This is a genomic window from Halomonas sp. 5021, from assembly GCF_036663435.1.
GTDB classification, from domain to species: Bacteria; Pseudomonadota; Gammaproteobacteria; order Pseudomonadales; family Halomonadaceae; genus Vreelandella; species Vreelandella janggokensis.
The window spans coordinates 606,411-624,483 of sequence record NZ_JAXOVU010000002.1; the positions used below are offsets into that span (position 1 = coordinate 606,411).

The 18,073-nt window shown below is 59.2% G+C and carries 15 protein-coding genes; 9 read left to right on the plus strand and 6 right to left on the minus strand.

Annotated elements, in window-relative coordinates; translation table 11 throughout:
- Positions 1-366 precede the first annotated feature (366 nt).
- Positions 367-1,887, plus strand: a complete 1,521-nt coding sequence (locus tag R3F64_RS06460) for an NCS1 family nucleobase:cation symporter-1 (RefSeq protein WP_332610511.1) — start codon at positions 367-369, stop codon at positions 1,885-1,887.
- A gap of 43 nt (positions 1,888-1,930) precedes the next feature.
- Here the strand turns inward: R3F64_RS06460 and R3F64_RS06465 are convergent, their stop codons facing one another.
- Entirely contained in the window at positions 1,931-2,854 is a 924-nt protein-coding gene (locus tag R3F64_RS06465) for a LysR family transcriptional regulator (RefSeq protein ID WP_332610513.1), read from the minus strand.
- Positions 2,855-3,014: 160 nt separating this feature from the next.
- Here R3F64_RS06465 and R3F64_RS06470 point away from each other — a divergent pair, with 160 nt between their 5' ends.
- The gene (locus R3F64_RS06470; protein WP_332610515.1) at positions 3,015-5,735 is read left to right on the plus strand and encodes a bifunctional diguanylate cyclase/phosphodiesterase; all 2,721 of its coding nucleotides are present in this window, start codon (positions 3,015-3,017) and stop codon (positions 5,733-5,735) included.
- On the opposite strand, the gene R3F64_RS06475 is transcribed toward R3F64_RS06470, so the two are convergent.
- Genes R3F64_RS06475 through R3F64_RS06495 form a run of 5 tightly spaced genes read right to left on the minus strand, consistent with a single transcriptional unit; the run spans position 5,697 to position 10,429 of the window.
- Positions 5,697-6,719, minus strand: a complete 1,023-nt coding sequence (locus R3F64_RS06475) for a CobW family GTP-binding protein (RefSeq protein ID WP_332610517.1) — start codon at positions 6,717-6,719, stop codon at positions 5,697-5,699. The genes R3F64_RS06470 and R3F64_RS06475 overlap by 39 nt on opposite strands.
- Positions 6,720-6,721: 2 nt before the next feature.
- Positions 6,722-7,714: a GTP 3',8-cyclase MoaA gene (moaA, locus tag R3F64_RS06480; protein ID WP_332610519.1), complete on the minus strand. Its 993-nt coding sequence runs from the start codon at positions 7,712-7,714 to the stop codon at positions 6,722-6,724.
- A complete protein-coding gene (gene moeA / locus R3F64_RS06485; protein WP_332610521.1) occupies positions 7,711-8,958 on the minus strand; it encodes a molybdopterin molybdotransferase MoeA in 1,248 nt (415 codons plus the stop codon). Before moeA ends, moaA begins: the two co-directional genes overlap by 4 nt.
- Positions 8,955-9,572, minus strand: coding sequence for a molybdenum cofactor guanylyltransferase MobA (gene mobA / locus R3F64_RS06490; protein ID WP_332610523.1), 618 nt, complete (start codon positions 9,570-9,572; stop codon positions 8,955-8,957). The genes moeA and mobA overlap by 4 nt, the downstream gene beginning before the upstream one ends.
- Positions 9,572-10,429 carry a formate dehydrogenase accessory sulfurtransferase FdhD gene (locus R3F64_RS06495; RefSeq protein ID WP_332610525.1) on the minus strand — a complete coding sequence of 286 codons (858 nt, stop codon included), beginning with the start codon at positions 10,427-10,429 and terminating at the stop codon, positions 9,572-9,574. Before R3F64_RS06495 ends, mobA begins: the two co-directional genes overlap by 1 nt.
- Before the next feature lie 109 nt (positions 10,430-10,538).
- Here R3F64_RS06495 and R3F64_RS06500 point away from each other — a divergent pair, with 109 nt between their 5' ends.
- From R3F64_RS06500 to fdh3B, 7 genes are all read left to right on the plus strand, one after another.
- Positions 10,539-10,979 (plus strand): DUF3305 domain-containing protein, encoded by a 441-nt coding sequence (locus R3F64_RS06500; protein WP_092824350.1) that lies wholly within the window; start codon positions 10,539-10,541, stop codon positions 10,977-10,979.
- Positions 10,976-11,593: a DUF3306 domain-containing protein gene (locus R3F64_RS06505; protein ID WP_332610528.1), complete on the plus strand. Its 618-nt coding sequence runs from the start codon at positions 10,976-10,978 to the stop codon at positions 11,591-11,593. The genes R3F64_RS06500 and R3F64_RS06505 overlap by 4 nt, the downstream gene beginning before the upstream one ends.
- A gap of 248 nt (positions 11,594-11,841) precedes the next feature.
- A complete protein-coding gene (locus R3F64_RS06510; RefSeq protein ID WP_332610530.1) occupies positions 11,842-13,596 on the plus strand; it encodes a 4Fe-4S dicluster domain-containing protein in 1,755 nt (584 codons plus the stop codon).
- Between the two features lie 3 nt (positions 13,597-13,599).
- Positions 13,600-14,214 (plus strand): TorD/DmsD family molecular chaperone, encoded by a 615-nt coding sequence (locus R3F64_RS06515; RefSeq protein WP_085918945.1) that lies wholly within the window; start codon positions 13,600-13,602, stop codon positions 14,212-14,214.
- Positions 14,215-14,312: 98 nt separating this feature from the next.
- Positions 14,313-14,513 (plus strand): twin-arginine translocation signal domain-containing protein, encoded by a 201-nt coding sequence (locus R3F64_RS06520; RefSeq protein WP_085918946.1) that lies wholly within the window; start codon positions 14,313-14,315, stop codon positions 14,511-14,513.
- 24 nt (positions 14,514-14,537) lie between these two features.
- Positions 14,538-17,393 carry a formate dehydrogenase subunit alpha gene (locus R3F64_RS06525; RefSeq protein WP_085918947.1) on the plus strand — a complete coding sequence of 952 codons (2,856 nt, stop codon included), beginning with the start codon at positions 14,538-14,540 and terminating at the stop codon, positions 17,391-17,393.
- Positions 17,394-17,458: 65 nt separating this feature from the next.
- Positions 17,459-18,073: a formate dehydrogenase FDH3 subunit beta gene (fdh3B, locus tag R3F64_RS06530; RefSeq protein ID WP_085918948.1), complete on the plus strand. Its 615-nt coding sequence runs from the start codon at positions 17,459-17,461 to the stop codon at positions 18,071-18,073.

The following is an 18,073-nucleotide window of genomic DNA, read 5'->3' on the forward strand; positions in this document are numbered from 1 at the left end:
TTAAATTGATTTTTTTATTTTAGAATTGAGGAAGCCCTAATCTGGTGAAGGTGCGCACTGTTTTGGATTTTTAAATTAATTATTTTGAATCAGTGGTTTGTATTTTTATTATGGAAATAAATTCAGTTTTTCATGTTTAAAATTGGTGCAAATATTTTTTTTGATCTAGCCTTTTTGAGTCCGCCGGGTATTCGGTGACTCAGAAGTCGGAAAGATGACGAAAACAATAAAATTCTTGTCCTTTAAGACAGTTTTTTGATCAATAGGTTAAGTGCCTAGGGCGGCTTAGTCGGCACGCTTATTGCTTGAAATAACCTCAGACCGTGAGGGTTTTCTGGGAAGCAGGATGACACTGAGGAGAGACCAATGACGAAAACAACCTCTCAAATGGTAGATCGAGAAGGGCTGATTGAATTGGATGTGGGGGACGATGTTCGCGATAGCTCGCGCTTCAACAAGGACATCGCGCCTACCCAGGCGAGTGAACGAACCTGGACTAAGTGGAATATCGCCGCGCTTTGGGTGGGGATGGCGATTTGTGTACCCACCTACACACTTGGGGGTGTGTTGACCGCCTACTTTGGCTTGAGTGTGGGGGAGGCGTTGTTCGCGATATTACTGGCCAACGTGATTGTATTGATTCCACTCACGCTCAACGCTTTTCCGGGTACTAAATTCGGGATTCCTTTTCCCGTTGTGCTGCGCTCTTCGTTCGGGATTTTTGGATCCAACGTGCCGTGTCTGGTGCGCGCCCTGGTCGGGTGTGGGTGGTTTGGTATTCAAACCATGTTCGGCGGGCTGGCCATTCACTTGCTGCTCTCGGAACTGATACCCGCGTGGGCGGCACTGGGCGGCGTTGGTGAAGTCATCGGCTTTTTCGTGTTTGGCGCCATGAATCTTTATGTGGTCATTCGCGGTGCGGAGTCGATCAAGTGGCTGGAAACCCTGGCCGCACCGTTGCTATTGGCGGTGGGTATTGGCTTGATGGTGTGGGCGTGGCCGCACACCTCGATGACCGAGCTGCTGGCGCAGCCGCCATCGCGTCCTGAAGGGGCGTCGGTGTATGGCTACTTCTTTGCCGGGTTAACTGCCATGGTGGGCTTCTGGGCCACGCTGTCGCTTAATATTCCTGACTTCAGTCGCTTTGCCAAAAGCCAGAAAGACCAGATTGCCGGGCAGGTGATCGGCCTGCCGCTGACGATGTTTTTCTTTGCCTCGCTGGGCGTGGTGATGACCGCTGCCTCTGAGTCGCTGGTAGGGCAAACGATTGCCGATCCGGTCAATCTGATTGGCATGATCGATAGCCCGTTTTGGGTCGTATTGGCGATGTTGTTGATTATCGTCGCAACCCTCTCGACGAATACGGCGGCGAACATTGTTTCACCCACCAACGATTTCCAGAATATTGCGCCCAAATTGATCAACCAGACTCGAGGCGTTCTTCTAACTGGCGCGGTGGGTGTGCTGCTGATGGGGTACGACCTGCTACAAAAAGCGGGCATCATTCCCCCGGGAGTATCGCTTGAACAGATGTACTCCAACTGGCTGCTGGGGTATTCCAGCCTGCTGGGCCCGATCGCCGGTATCATGGCCGTGGATTACTTCCTGATTAAAAAGCAGCGTCTGGATGTGCCCAGCCTGTATATGGACAGCCATGCGTATCCGGCTGTCAATATTGCCGGTTTTATCGCCTTTGGCGTGCCCGTGGCGCTGACACTGATTTCGCTGACCACCGGCACGATGTACTGGTTCTATGACTACGGCTGGTTTACCGGCTCGGCGCTTGGCGCGATCGTTTACTATGTCGCCAGTCAGGTGCTTTCCTCCGCACCGTCGGTGGGGCCGTCGCCGGTGGCGGACAAGGAGCCTGCCGAGCAACTCCCCTAGTCGCGCGACACGCACTTTACCAAGATGCCTCACCAACACCCGGCTAGATGCCGGGTGTTGGCGTTTGTGGCGTATCGATGAAGTTTAAAAAGGCGTCAACGACACGGTTGGGGCGGCGGTCGCGGCGGGCAATGAGCACAAAGGGGATACGGTAGTGCTGGCTTGTGCTGTTCAGGGCGCGCATTTTGCCGGCCGAGACCCATTGATCCGCGACGTGCTCGGGAAGAAAACCAATAAAACGTCCGGTGAGAATCAAAAATGCCGCGCCCTCACGGTCAGACGCGGAGGCGCGCAGGTTGAGGGCATCGTGGGCCTGGCGTGCCTCAGCGGGCAGCGGATAGCGGGGCGATATGGCGGGATGGTACGCAAGCTCGGCCAGCGTGAGGCGATCGCTGGCCTTATCGAACAACGGGTGCCCCACCGAGCAGTACAGGAAGGAAGGTTCATCGTAGAGATGCTGAGTATCCAGGCTGGTGGGCAGGTTGACCGCGGGCACGACCCCGACATGCAGGTGGCCATCCATCACGCTGCGAATCACCGCATCCGAGGGCTCCATGTGTATGTTCAGCGTGACATCGTGCTCCGGGGCGCTGAGTCTGGCCAATGCATGGGTGACATTCATGGCGGGTAGCGTCACCAGATTGTCGGTAATGCCGATATTCAGCTCGCCCCTGATGGTGTGATGCAGCGCGTTGACATCACTTTTGAAGGTTTCCAGCGCGGAAATCAGCGTCAGGCCTGCCTGATAAATCTCCTTGCCTTCTTCGGTCAGGCTGAACCCGCCACGTCCTCGCTGACACAGCGAAAAGCCCAGCCGCCCTTCCAGGTCGTTCATATGCTGGCTGATTGCTGACCGGCTGATGCCCAGCGTGGTCTCGGCCGCCGTAAAGCCACCGCACTCCACCACCGTTTGAAAAACACGAATCAGGCGAATCTCATAGTCGCTCATTTGACCAAGCGCGGGCATATCAAGCTCTCATGGCGGGTAATCAGTTGATTTAATGATAGAGGAATCGAAAAAGGCCGATGTACTTTTCAAAAATAGTTCTTCAATATCATCGACGTTTGAGCTTATGTTAGGACGGTTCTGTTTGTTTAGTGCCACTTTATGACAAGGCGCCCGCGCAATGCCACAACCTGTTACCCCGTTATCGGCCGATTTGGCGAAGAAGTATCGCCAGCAGCGCCGTGGTGCTTTAACGCTTTACGGGGTGGCGCTGTTGCTGCTCCTGAGTATCTTTGTGTGGGTACTCTACGAACAGTATCGACAGGAAATTCAAGCTCTTGAAACGCGCAACGCGGCCCGTGCCGATGTCGTGACCGAGTGGGCGAAAGGCGTTTTCGCGCAGAGCGGCCAAGCGCTGTTGAGTATTGCCGAACTTGTACAGGTGCAGGGCATTCCGCCGCAGGACGCGCCTTCGTCTATTCAGCAGGTACTACGTAACCGAACGCGTTCCGTCGATTGGATTGATGATATCGGCATTATCGATGCCAACGGCATTGTCCAAGCCAGCGCGCTGCGAGCCAACCTGGTGGGGCTTGATCTCAGCGGCAGCGCGTTTTTTAAAGCCTTTCGTGATCAGGATGATCGCACCAAAATGGTGACGCCGCTCTACTCGGCATCGGATGATGAACAGTATTACCTCTATCAAGCGCGGCGCTTGACCCGTGACAACGGCGAGTTTGGCGGCATTGCGGTGGCGCGTATATCGCCCCTTGTCTTTGAGCGTGCCCTGAAAAGGCTGGGCTTATCCAGTGGTGAGAGTATTGCGCTGGTGGATAGCGAGCTAAAGCTGATTGCCCGTTTACCCCCCCTTGAGGAACCCATCACCGCCGGGTGGCAGGTGGAAAGCCCCGAGACACGCATGATGCTTGAGCGCGGGGCTGATACATGGTCGCTGCGTTTGACCTCCCCGCTGGACCAGCGCGAACGCCTGTTTCAGATGCAGTGGATAGAAGAGTTGCCGCTGCTCGTGGTCGTAGGCGAAGACGTCCAGCTTCAGTTGGCCAACTGGCGACAGCGTGCCGGTATACTGGCAGGCGTAATGCTGCTGATTGCGCTGCTGGGCGCCTGGGGCGTGCGTCACTACCTTAACCGGCTGCGCTTTGAACATCGGTTACACCAAAGTGAAGCGGAACTGCGCATCTCCGCCACGGCCTTCCAGACCCATCTGGGCATGTTGATTGCCGATGCAAACGGCCATGTTTTGAAAGTCAACAACACCTTTACGCGGATTACCGGCTATAGCGAAGACGAGCTGGTGGGTAAAAGCACGCGGATATTGAACTCTGGCCGACATGATGCCGCTTTCTACCGCAAATTATGGCAGCGGGTTCAGGTAGCCGGCAGTTGGGAAGGAGAAATCTGGAGCCGCCGCAAGAATGGCGATGTGTTTCCCGAATGGCTGACCATTAGTGCCGTTTACGACCCGCAAGGCGCCCTGACTCATTACGTGGCCACCATGAGCGACATTAGCGAGAGTAAAGCGGCAGAGCAGGAAATTCACCAGCTGGCGTTTTACGACCCGTTGACCGGGCTTGCCAATCGGCGTCTGTTCATGGATCGCATGGAGGCGGCGTTAAAGGACGTGAATCGTCATGCTCGCTGGGGTGCCTTGCTGTTTATCGATATCGATAACTTCAAGCAAATCAACGATACCCTGGGCCACTACGTTGGTGATCAACTGCTGCAGCATCTCGCCCGTTTAATGGGGCAAACGCTGCGTGAAACGGACACCCTGGCACGGCTGGGGAGCGATGAATTCGCCGTGCTGATCGAAGGCATGAGTCAAAGCCGGGAGCACACTGCTGAACTTGCCGAAAATATCGCGCAGAAACTTCAAGACTTGATTCGACTGCCGGTGATGATCCGGGGCGAGAGCCTTAACGTCACGGCAAGTATCGGGATTACGGTGGTAAACGACCACGCCAGCTCAGTCGATGATTACTTGCAGCAGGCGGACATGGCGCTTTTCCAGGCCAAAAGCAGTGGTCGCTGCGCCTTGAGCTTTTTTGACCCTACCATGCAAGCCGAGTTGTTGGCACGGGTTCGCCTGGAAAACGAACTGAGTCAAGCGTTGGCGAATGAAGAATGGCGGCTGCATTATCAGCCTCAAATTGACCAGGAGGGCCGCTGCATAGGGGTCGAAGGTCTGCTGCGTTGGCAGCATCCCGAACGCGGATTGGTCATGCCTGGCGAGTTCATTCCCCTACTCGAATCGACCGAGCTGATCAACCCGGTAGGTGATTGGGTGCTGGAGGCGGCCTGTCAGCAATTGGCACAGTGGGCCCATCAGCCTGGGTTTGCCGAGTTGAGCGTGGCGGTCAACGTCAGCCCACTGCAGTTCCGGCAGGTCGATTTCGTCAACAAGGTGGAGTCGATATTGCAGCGCACGGGCGCGCCCAGTCACAGACTGAAACTGGAAGTGACGGAGTCGCTCTTTGTCGAAGAGCGCGATGATGCCCGTGAGAAAATGCGGCAACTCAAGCAGCAGGGCGTGCGTTTTTCGTTGGATGATTATGGCACCGGTTACTCATCGCTGGCCTATTTGGCGCACCTGCCTCTGGATCAGCTAAAAATCGATCAATCCTTTGTCCAACAGGTGATCGACAGCAAGGCGAATGCCGCCATCGTGGAGAGCACCATTGCGCTGGCACAAAGCCTGTCGCTGGAGATCGTGGCCGAAGGCGTCGAGAGCGACGCCCAGCAGGCGTGGCTTTCGGCCCATGGCTGCCAAACTTACCAAGGCTTCCTGTTCGGGCAGCCCATGCCCCTGGACGTCCTTGAGGCGTGGCTGAGGCATGAGTCCTTAGCTTTTCAAGGTGTCGGCGAGCGCCGCTTTGAGTGATTCAGCGCTGGGCATATGAGGAGAGGATGATTCGGGGGCAATGATTTCCAGGCGTGAGTCCTGACGCCAGGTGGATGGCGTGACGCTTAGCGTGCCATCTGCGCGGTTGAGCTGTCGCCAGCCATCATGGGTGTGGAAGACGCCCTTGATCCGCATGTCCCGGGAAAGCTCGCCGAAATAGGCGGCCAGGCGGTCCAGGTCAAAGCAGTCACTCGGGTGCCAGCGCAAGCCGATACTTGTGTAACCCAGCGATGCACCGGTTTCACATTGTGGCGTGCCAGGAGCGGGCGGGAAGTCGAAAAAGCCGCCTTCGAGGCTGGGAGTGGCGGACAGTGGTTGGTGAGCCGCAGGCGTTTCAAGCGCGTCGCGTTGAGCGCTGCCGCTTTCCAGCAGGCGTGCCAGTGGCAGCCGGCCATGATCGACCTCATGGACCCACTTGCGCGGTGGCCAACGTTCGGCAACGAAGGCGTGGGCCGCACTGAGCTGCTCGGCGGTGCTTTGGTCGCGCATGGTTAGGGCAATGGCGTCGGCAATCTCGAGCTGGTCGCGGAAGGTTTCGTGGGCGACCACGCGTGGCTCATCCAGGCGACGTGGATCGAGCGTCGTCACAATATCGCGTACGTCTACGACACCCTGAAACGCCTCGCTACGCAGCAGATCCACCAACCCTGCCGGATGACCAAGGCCGGAAGGCTCGATGATCACCCGGTCAGGTTGGCTACGCGACAACAGATTGACCAGAGCGGCCTGCATCACGAAGGCCAACTGGCAACACAGGCAACCACCCGGCAAGCCTTTAACCACCACATCGTCGCGCGCTTCAAACATTGCCTGGTCGATGCCGATCTGGCCAAACTCGTTGACCAGAATCGCCCATTTTTCATCCACAGGCTTTTGCTCGATCAGGCTGTGGATAAGCGATGTTTTGCCACTGCCCAGAAAGCCGGTGATGATATGCACCGGCACATTGGTTAACCCTGACACCGTTAGCCGCCGGTCATGTTCATGAAGCGCACCACCTGAACATCGCCATCGGTGGTGAAGTGATGGCGCTCGGGCTTGAGCGGCAAGGCATTGATGATGGCGTTCTTGAGCGCCTGCATATCACCCGGGTGACGACGCAATACCGCACGCAGATCCACCGAATGCTCGTTGCCCAGGCACAGCAGCAGGCGTCCTTCGACGGTGACGCGTACGCGGTTGCAGGTATCGCAGAAATTATGGCTGTGCGGCGAGATAAAGCCGATACGGCTGTTGCTGTCGGCCATGCGGAAATAGCGTGACGGGCCGGGCGTGGTTTCCGGGGTGGCGATCAGCGGATAGCGGGTTTCGATCAGCGCCTGGACATCGTCGCTCGAGTAGAAGGTTTCCGCACGGGAGTGGTCGGAGACGTCGCCCAGCGGCATTTCCTCGATAAAGCTGATATCCAGCCCTTCGCGGCGGGCAAAGTCGACCAGATCCAGCACTTCATCTTCATTGCGGCCCTTGAGAATAACCGCGTTGAGCTTGATGCGCTCGAAGCCTGCTTCCTTGGCAGCGTGGATACCATCGATCACCTTTTCCAGGTCGCCGGTGCGGGTGAGCTGCTTGAAACGTTCCGGGTCAAGCGAGTCCAGGCTGATGTTGAGACGCCGCATGCCACCGGCGTAGAGCTGCTTGGCGTGCTTGCGCAGGCTGGCGCCGTTGGTGGTCATGGTGAAGTCGTTGAGGCCCGGCATCGTGCCGATCTCATCCACCAATTGGGTGATATCACGGCGTACCAGGGGTTCGCCGCCGGTGAGGCGGATTTTCTCGACGCCGAGCTCGGTAAAGGCGCGGGCGACCATGGCCAACTCTTCCAGCGTCAGTACCTGCGCGCGGGGCAGAAAGGTCATCTCCTCGCTCATGCAGTAAACGCAGCGGAAGTCGCAGCGGTCGGTTACCGATATACGCACATAGTTGATGCGGCGGCCAAAGTTGTCGATCAGTTGCTCGGTCATAGCCAGTCCGTTAGTGGTTGTATGCTGACGACCTCACCTGGTTGCGCGCCGTCCTGGTCATCGGCTAACTCTATCAAACAGTTAGCGGCCACCATTGAGGTTAAAATGCCCGACCCCTGGGCACCGGTGCTGCGAACGTGTAGCCGTCCGTCTTTATCATTATGGTAGACGCCACGGAGAAAGTCTGTCCGTTGAAAGCGACTTTTCAGTGTGTCGTCGGCAACCGCCTGGAGTCGGCGCGGTGGCGTCACCGGCCGACCGTGGAGCCGCTGCAGCAACGGCACCACGAACTGCAGGTAGGTTACCATGACGGCCACGGGATTGCCGGGCAGGCCGACGAAAGGCGTACGCGCCGCGCCCAGCCAGCCGCAGGCCATGGGGCGCCCCGGGCGCAGGGCCACCCGCCAGAGCGCCAGCCGCCCAAGGTGCTCGAGGGCATCACGGGTAAAATCGGCATGGCCCACCGAAACGCCGCCACTGGAAATCACCAGGTCACTTTTCGCCGCGGCGTCTGCCAGGGTTTCCGTCAGCGCGGTAAAGTCGTCCGGCAAGATGCCAAGGTCAATGACCTCAGCGCCCTGTTCGATGAGCAGCCCTGTCAGGGTAAAGCGGTTGGCGTCATAAATACCGTCGCCGGGCAGCGGGTCGCCAGGGGCCGTGACTTCGTTGCCGGTCGAGAAAATCGCCACCCTGGGGCGCTGATAAACAGGTACTCGTGCCCACCCCAGAGAGGCGGCCAGCCCGAGGGCCGCGGCGTCTAAACGCGTGCCAGCGGGCAGCGCGACGTCGCCGATCGTGATGTCCTCTCCCGCCTGGCGCACGTTCTGGCCACGTTTGACACGCTCAGGCGCTTCAATGACCACGCTGTCGTGATGCTCGACCAGCTGCTCACGCATGATGACCGTATCGGTGCCGGGCGGCAGCGGCGCGCCGGTCGTAATACGCACACACTGCCCGGCAGCGACGTTGCCCGCAAACGCCTGCCCGGCAAAGGCATCGCCTGCCAGTGCCCAGTGGGTTTGAGCGCTGTTTTCCCAGGCCAGTGCCACACCGTCCATCGCCGCATTGGTATTCTGCGGTACGTTGATCGTGGCGGTAATGTCTTCCGCAAGGCGCCGACCATGGGCATTCGCGAGGGCGACGCACTCACTGCCCAGGGGCCGTTCGATCAGGGTGGCGAGCGCTGTTCGCGCCTCGCTCACACTGAGCATCTGCTCGCCGAGCTCGAAACAGGAAAGCGTCATGTGGCGGCCTTTTTCGCGCTGGCGTCATTGCCAAGCGCTGTTTCCAGGCGGATTTTCTCTTCTTCGGTGTTGAGGTTGGCAAAGGCGTCCGGGCAGTCAGACATATCGACCCTGCACCAGGCATGGCGGGCATACCAACGGTCGATCTTGCGTTCCCCATCGGCCAGTGTTGTTGCCAGATCCTCTGCCAGGGAGGTGCGAATCAAGGCCACCACGGGGTGCAGGCGTTCACCGTCAAAGGCAACGCCGATATCATGCTCGCCGATGCCCGCCACCATGCGTGCCACCAGGTCGTTGGGCAGCGCCGGGGAGTCGCAGGGCGCCACCAGCAGCCAGGGCGTTTTCGCCGCCCGTAAGCCACTGTAGATACCCATCAGCGGCCCTTTGAAACCGCCTTCGGCGTCTTCAATGACACGGTCAGCGAACAACTCGTAGGCGTCGCTGTTGCGGTTGGCGTTGATCAGCAGTTCGGCTACCCGGCCATCGAAACGCTGAATGACGTGAGCAATCAACGGCAGGCCAGCAAAGGGTTCGAGGCCTTTATCGCGGCCGCCCATGCGGCGGCCTTCACCGCCGGCGAGAATCATGCCGGTAAGTTGCTTGATGGCAATCATTAGCGTGCCTCCTGTTTGGCTGCCCGGGCGCGGGGCGGGCGTGCGGGGATGGCATCCAGCGTGAGGCGGTGCTGGGCATTAATGGCTTGAAAGTGCTTGCCTTTGGCGCGGGCAATCAGCATCACGCCAAAGCGTTCCGCCAACTCGACGCCTTTTTGGGTCACACCGGAGCGGGAGACCAGCACGCTGATGCCCATCTGGGCGACCTTAAGCACCATTTCTGAGGTGAGTCGCCCCGTGGTATAGAAAATATCCGCATTGGCGCTGTCTGCCTGTTGCAGCCACTGGCGGCCTGCCAGCGTATCCACGGCGTTGTGGCGGCCCACATCTTCCACGAAATCCAGTACGTCGCTTTGCCAGCACAGCGCGCAGCCGTGCACCGCCCCGGCGCTACGGTAGGTTTCATTATAGGCATTGAGATTTTGCAGCAGCGCGTAGAGCGTGGACTGAGCCAGCCGCGTGTCAGGCAGCTCGGTGAGTGCCGTCTGATCGAGGAGCTTGCCGAATACCGTTCCCTGCCCGCAACCGGTGGTGACGGTGCGGGTGCTGAGGCGAGCCTCAAGGTCGTCAGGCAAGTGGCCGGTGACGACCACGGCGGCTTCAACCTCCCAGTCCACCTGAACGACGGAAAGATCAGACGCGGCGCGCAGCAGCCCCTGATTACGCAGATAGCCCACCACCAGCGCTTCCGGGTCGTCGCCAAGGGTCATCAGCGTGACAATCTCACGCTTGTTGAGATAAACGGTCAAGGCCCGCTCGGCGGCAATGGCCTGTCGGCGGGTATCACCAAATTCGTCTACCACGTCAATCTCGGTGGTGGCCGGTAAGCGGGCTCGGCTTAGCTCCAAGGCGGGCATCCGTGATCCTCATGGTGCATACAAGGTTTGAGTTGACGATGATGGCGCTCGAAAGGCTTACTTGTCTACCTGAACCTTTCGTTCCGAATAAAGCATAAGGGCCGCCGTAATGACCGATAACCTCCGCCCACTGAGTATTACGCTGGTCGCCGAGCACAAGCAGATCAACCGTTTCAGCCAGACACAATGGCGTATCGGTGAGCTGACGCTGGGTGAGCAGGGCCCGCACGTGCTGTTCTTGCAGCTGTTCATGACCGAGCGTGCTGCCTATCGCTTCAACCTGACGGCCGCCACGCCACGGCTGTTCGTGCGCGCCGGGTTTACCGGGCAGGCCCCCGAGCCTGCGGCGATTACGGCGAGTCAGGATGTCGCAGCCGGTTGGATGGATGGCGAGCAGCAGGTGCTGGAAGTGGCGATGCCGATGGCGATCCAGATATGGATCGAAAGCTATCTGGCCCGCCACGGCGAAGCGCCGATGGAAATCCGCAAGAAGAAAAACAAAGGGGCCGGGCGCGCCAAAGAAACGCCCACCAAGGAGAAACCGCAATGAGTCGTTTAGAGCGCTGGTCGCGTATCAAGCGGGGGCTCGAGCCGGACGAGCAACCATCCGTTGCAGATCCCGAGACGAAAGAGCGCAGTGAGCCACCGCTGCCGCCGGATGAAGCGGACCCGGCCAACGGGGATGGAGCGGCGGACAATCATGAGGCAGGCGCTACTGAAGCCAGCGAGCCCGTGCGGCCTGCTCCGCCCCCGCCCGGTAGCCTGGATGAAACCCTGCCCGACCCCGAGACGCTGGAAGCGGGCAGTGATTTCAGTGACTACATGGTACCCGGCGTCAGTTCAGCGCTGCGGCGGCGGGCGTTAAAGCGCCTTTGGGCGACCGGTAACTACAATGTGCGCGATGGTCTGGATGACTACGATCTGGACTATCGCCAGCAGTTGAAACCCATGGCCTCGGAGCTGGCGGGCAAGTTGCGGCGGTGGGCCAAGAAAGCCGATGAATCCCTGGCCGACAATGCCAACGATACCCAGAGTGAGCAAGCATCAACAGACGGCGATTCGGAGCAGGTATCTTCCGCTGATAGCGATGCGCCCAATCCGCCTGGTTCTGAGAAGGAAGTGGCACAAGACGACCAGTCTGATAACTCTCATACGAAAGCATGAGTCGGCTTTTAATCCTTTTAAAACAAAGGCTTGATCTGGTATCGGAACAACAGCGTTGAAAGTGCAAGGTGCGTTTTTCTTGGCATGAATGACCAAACCGCCATAAGCTGAGCCAATAAGCAGCGAAATGAAAAAATGATTTTATCGCTGTGTACTAATGTTATGCATTGGTGCAGCCGATATGACAAGATATCTAAAAAATATGATCCATCAATATAATAAAAATGATCCTCTGACCGTGAGAATGCATGAATCAAAGAATCCAGCTGGCGTCCCTGGACGACCAGCGTAACGCCGAAGCCAGAGAAGCGGTACGCCAACGCATCTCCTGGCCGGCGAATCTGACGCCCGCCAATGTGACCTATCACAGCCGTGGTCATGCGTTGGTGATTGGCTCGAGCGACGCCGCCGAGAAAGCCGCCCATGCCTTGAAGGGCAGCGGGCTCGCTTCGTTGACCCTGCTGACCCTAAAGGCCGCCGCCGACTCCGCTGAATCCAAAGATGCCGCTTCTGAGGACGTTCTGTCGTCTGACGCAGCGCCACAGGGGCATGCACAGCCGCTTGTCCGCTATGAAATGTCGCCAGGGCAGGCCGAGGTGTTAAGCATTTCAGGTTATCTTGGCGCTTTTGCTGTCCAGTTTGATAATGACGGCAGCCCGCTTAACCTGGCCCGGGCATTGATCGATCGCGATCACTTCGATCTGGTGCTGGACTTGAGTGCTCGCCCGGTACTGGCGCGCGAGCTGCCACCCCCGGGCTATGTCACCCTCGACTGGACGGATGCCGAACGACGTCGCGAGGCGCTGGACAGCGTCGGCGAGCTGATCGGGGAATTCGACAAGCCGCGCTATTTCCAGGTCAACAGCGATCTCTGTGCGCATTCCGCCAGCGGCAATGTTGGCTGCACGCGCTGCCTGGACGTGTGCCCTGCCGATGCCATCAGCAGCCATCAAGGGCGTATCGAATCGCAGATCGAGATTGATCCCTACCTGTGCCAGGGCGTAGGCAGTTGCACGAGTGCCTGCCCCACCGGCGCGATCGAATTTCGCTTGCCCGATACACGCCGCCAGCAGGACACGCTCTCAAGCTGGCTGGCCGCCTACCGCGAGGCGGGCGGTCAAGCACCGGTACTGCGCTTTATCACTCACGATTCCCAGGACGCCGAAAAAGCGGCGGGTGTAGTACCCGCCGGGCACGTGCTGGATATTCCCCTGGAAGAACTGGGTGCGGCCGGTCATGACCAGTGGCTAACCGCCCTTGCCAGCGGCGCGGCAGAGGTGCGCATTCAGCGACATGCCGATATGCCTCAGCGCCTTAGCGCCTTCCTGACCGATCAGTTGGCCCAGGCTCGGACATTGCTGTCGGCGCTGGGGCATAACCCCGAGCGCGTGCAACTGCTGGATACTGACGCTGCTCAGGCACGCGACGCGCTGCCATTGCTAACGCCACTGACCGACCAGCCACTGTCGTTGAATGAGCCTGAGAAGCGTGCTCGCCTGAATATCGTGCTCGCGCGCCTGGGCGAACTTGGCGAGCCCAGCGGCCAGCGACATGCCATGCCAGAGGGTGCCGCCTACGGCGGCATTCAGGTCGACAGTGATGCCTGCACCCTGTGCCACGCTTGTGTCAGCAATTGTCCAACCTCTGCGCTGTCATCCGGTGGCAATACGCCGTCGCTGAACTTCCGCGAAGCGGATTGCGTGCAGTGTGGGCTCTGCGAGCAGGCCTGCCCTGAAGATGCCATTACCCTGACTCCCGGCTTTCTGGCCAGTGCCGAGCGTGAGGCTCGCCATGTGTGTCACGAAGAAGCGCCCTTTGAGTGCATCGGCTGCGGCAAGCCGTTTGCCACGGCGAGCACGGTCGCCAATATCAAGGCCAAGCTGGCTGATCATCCCTATTTTGCAGGCGACGCCATGCTGCGCCTGGAGATGTGCGAAGACTGTCGGGTGAAAGACGTATGGAAAACCATGATTCGTGATCCCGACGCCCAGTTGAAGGTATAAGCCATGACGCAAGCTGCCCCGACATTAAGCGAAGCCGATGCGTTACGAGCAGATATCTACCGGCTTATCGCCGCGCTATTGCGCGAAGCGCCCACCGAAGAGCTGCTTGGCTGGCTGGCGTCGCTCGATATCGAGCAGGACGGCAGCCGCCTGGCCGAATGCTGGCATGGGCTCAGTCAAGCCGCGAACAGCGTTGACGCAGCGAGCCTGAAGCGAGCGCACTTTGGTCATCTGGTCGGCGTGATCCAGGGCGATGTGGTGCCCTATGCCTCCTGGTACCGCAACGGTGAACTGATGGAGGCGGCACTGGTCGCGCTACGTCGCGATCTTGGTGCGCTGGGCTTCGAGCGCAGCGAGCACACAAAGGATCCCGAAGATCACCTGGCCGCGCTGTGCGAGGTGATGGCCATGCTGATCGACGCGACGAGCCCCGACCAGGCGCACTTCTTTATGCATCACCTTGCCCCTTGGGCAAGCGACTGTTTTGACGACTTAGGGCAAGTCGATACCGCTTTTTATGCAGCGCTCGGGCAGTTGGGCAGTGCTTTCATGACAAGCGAAGAGGATCGTCTGGCAATCGAGGCGAGCCATGCCCCAGTCAACATTGTGGAACCTTGACGTGACGCGCTAATGCGTTGATTCGCCCACCGGTGAGCGCGCAGCAGCCATAGCATAAGATAAAACGGCCAACGGCCATGGCAAGAGAGGAGAGCACCATGCAACAGTCACATAATCCTGAGCGCCGCCGGTTCATGAAAACCGTAGGTTTGGGAACAGCCGCTGCAGGCGCGGCCGCTACGGTCGGACACGTCACCCTGGCGCAAGCCGATAGCGCTCCCAGCGACGTTGAAAAACCAACAACCAATTATCGTGAGACCGATCACGTCCGTGCTTTTTACGCTTCCTTGCGTGACTGACGGCGGAATGCCAGGAGAATTGCCATGCGTTTAACTCGCAAAACAGACACTCCCAAAGCACCCGGCCTGGGTATTTCGCGCCGCCAGTTTATACAGCGCAGCGGCGTAGCGACGGGCGGTGTGGCCGCACTAGGCTTTATGGGCGCGCCCATGATGCGTCGCGCGGAATCGGCTGACAAAACGCCGGTGCTGGATTCCCCCGTGGAAACCAAGCGCACGATCTGTTCGCACTGCTCGGTGGGCTGCGGCGTGTATGCCGAAGTGCAAGAGGGGATCTGGACCAAGCAAGAGCCGGCCTTTGACCACCCGATCAACCGTGGTGCCCACTGTGCGAAAGGCGCTTCGCTACGCCAGCACGGCCATTCCAGCCGCCGTTTGAAGTACCCCATGAAGCTGGTAGGCGGCGAATGGGAGCGCATGAGCTGGGAAGATGCCGTCAACGAGATTGGCGACAAGCTGCTTGAGCTGCGCGACGAGCACGGCCCCGACAGCGTTTACTGGCTTGGTTCGGCCAAGTTCAACAACGAGCAGGCGTACCTGATGCGCAAGCTTGCCTCCATGTGGGGCACCAACAACACCGACCACCAGGCGCGTATCTGTCACTCCACGACCGTGGCCGGGGTTGCCAATACCTGGGGTTATGGGGCGATGACCAACTCGCTCAACGACACGCACAACAGCAAGGCGATCCTGTTCATTGGCTCGAACCCGTCCGAAGCGCACCCGGTGGCAATGCAGCACTTCCTGATTGCCAAGGAACGCAACAACTGCCAGATCATTGTGGCCGACCCGCGCTTCACGCGTACGGCCGCCAAGGCCAACAAATACGTGCGCCTGCGTCCGGGTTCCGACGTTGCCTACGTCTGGGGTCTGCTGTGGCACATCTTTGAAAACGGCTGGGAAGACAGCGAATACATCAACCAGCGCGTTTACGGCATGGACGATGTACGCGCTGAGGTAGCCAACTTCCCGCCGAGCGTCGTTGAGGACATCACCGGGGTCAGCGAACAGGACATGTTCGACGTGGCCAAGACCCTGTCCGAAAACCGTCCGGGGTGTGTCGTCTGGTGCATGGGCGGTACCCAGCACACCACGGGTAACAACAATACCCGCGCTTACTGCATCCTCGAGCTCGCGCTGGGTAACATCGGCGTGGCCGGTGGCGGTGCCAACATCCTGCGCGGTCACGACAACGTGCAGGGGGCGACCGACCTGGGGCTGGGTTCCGATTCGCTGCCAGGGTACTACGGTCTCTCGGAAGGCGCTTGGCAGCACTGGTCCAACGTCTGGAACGTTGATTACGAGTGGCTGCAGGGCCGCTTCGACGATACCGAGTACAACGATGGCAAGCCCATGAACAGCGCCGGTATCACCGTGTCGCGCTGGGTGGACGGCGTGCTGGAAGAAGACGAGAACATCTCCCAGCGTACGGCGCTCAAGGCCATGTTCTATTGGGGTCACGCGGTCAACTCCCAGACCCGCGGCGTCGAAATGCAGCAGGCCATGAAAAAGCTCGAAATGATGGTCATCGTCGATCCCTACCCGACCGTTGCGGCCGTCATGCACGACCGCACCGACGGTGTGTACCTGTTGCCGGCCGCGACCCAGTTCGAAACCACCGGCAGCGTGACGGCGACCAACCGTTCCCTGCAGTGGCGCGACAAGGTCATCGACCCGCTGTTCGAGTCCAAGCCCGATCACGAGATCATGTACCTGTTCGCCCGCAAGCTCGGCTTTGGCGACGAGCTGGTCGCCAACTATGAGATGAACGGCGACGAACCGCTGATCGAAGATATCCTGCGGGAAATCAACGCTGGCATGTGGACCGTCGGCTACACCGGTCAAAGCCCGGAGCGCCTGAAGGAACACCAGCAAAACTGGCACACCTTCAGCTTTGAAAACCTGCGCGCCCAAGGCGGCCCGGCGGATGGCGATTATTACGGTTTGCCCTGGCCCTGCTGGGGAACGGCCGAGTTCAATCATCCCGGCTCGCCCAATCTTTATGATCCAAGCGTACCGGTGATGGAAGGCGGCATGGGCTTCCGCGCTCGGTTTGGCATCGAGCGGGACGGCGTCAATCTGCTGGCTGAAGGTTCCGCGCCGGTGAATGGCGATATCGACGATGGCTACCCGGAGTTCAACGACCAGCTGCTGAAAGACCTTGGCTGGTGGAACGACCTTACCGACGCCGAGAAACAAGCGGCGGAAGGCAAGAACTGGAAAACCGATCTGTCCGGCGGTATTCAGCGTGTCGCGATCGAGCACGGCTGCGCCCCGTACGGTAACGCCAAGGCGCGGGCAGTGGTGTGGACCTTCCCTGACGCAGTGCCGAAGCACCGTGAGCCGCTCTACTCAACCCGCCGTGACCTGGTCGACAAATACCCGACCTGGGACGACTTTGACTCCATCATGCGCCTGCCGACCATGTACAAGAGCGTACAGGACGGTGCCCCCTCGGTGGATGACTACCCGATCATCCTCACTTCCGGGCGACTGGTCGAATACGAAGGCGGCGGTGAAGAAACGCGCTCCATGTCGTGGCTGGCCGAGCTTCAGCAAGAGATGTTTGTGGAGATCAACCCGGCCGATGCCAATGATATCGGCATCAGCGATGGCGACCAGGTATGGGTCGAAGGGGCCGAAGGCGGACGCGTGAAGGTGAAGGCGATGGTCACGCCACGCGTGGACCGCAAGGTGGCCTTCATGCCATTCCACTTTGGCGGCATGTTCCAGGGCGAAAGCCTGGAGGGCATGTACCCTGAGGGCACTGCTCCCTACGTAATCGGCGAAGCGGCCAATACCGCGACCACTTATGGCTACGACCCGGTGACACTGATGCAAGAGACCAAGTGCACCATCTGCCGCATCGAGCGTGCCTGAGGCTCGCCTAGACCTGACAGCATCCACGGTGCGGGCGACATCCCGCACCGTATAAGGAGAACACCATGGCTCAAATGAAATTTATGTGTGACGCCGAGCGCTGCATCGAATGCAACGGCTGCGTGACCGCCTGTAAAAATGCCAATGATGTCGAATGGGGCATTCAGCGTCGGCGTGTTGTGACACTGAATGACGGCGAAGCCGACGAGATGTCCATTTCGGTCGCCTGCATGCACTGTGACGACGCCCCCTGCATGGCGGTGTGCCCGACCGACTGCTTCTACAAGACCGACGACGGTATCGTGCTGCACGATAAAGACCTGTGTATCGGCTGTGGCTACTGCCTCTACGCCTGCCCCTTTGGCGCCCCGCAGTTCCCGCAGCAGGATGCGTTTGGCGAGCGCGGTAAGATGGACAAATGTACCTTCTGTGCGGGCGGCCCTGCCGAAAGCAAGGAAGAAGAGTACGAGAAGTACGGCGCCAACCGCATCGCCGAAGGCAAGTTGCCGCTGTGCGCGGAAATGTGCTCCACCAAGGCACTTCTGGCAGGCGATGCCCAGGACGTGGCGGATATTTTCCGTCAGCGTGTGGTGCATCGTGGCCATGAAGATGGCGCCTGGTCCAACAACCCTCAGGCCAGTGCCGACAACCTAGCCTATGATGCTGCCCGTAAAGGGTAA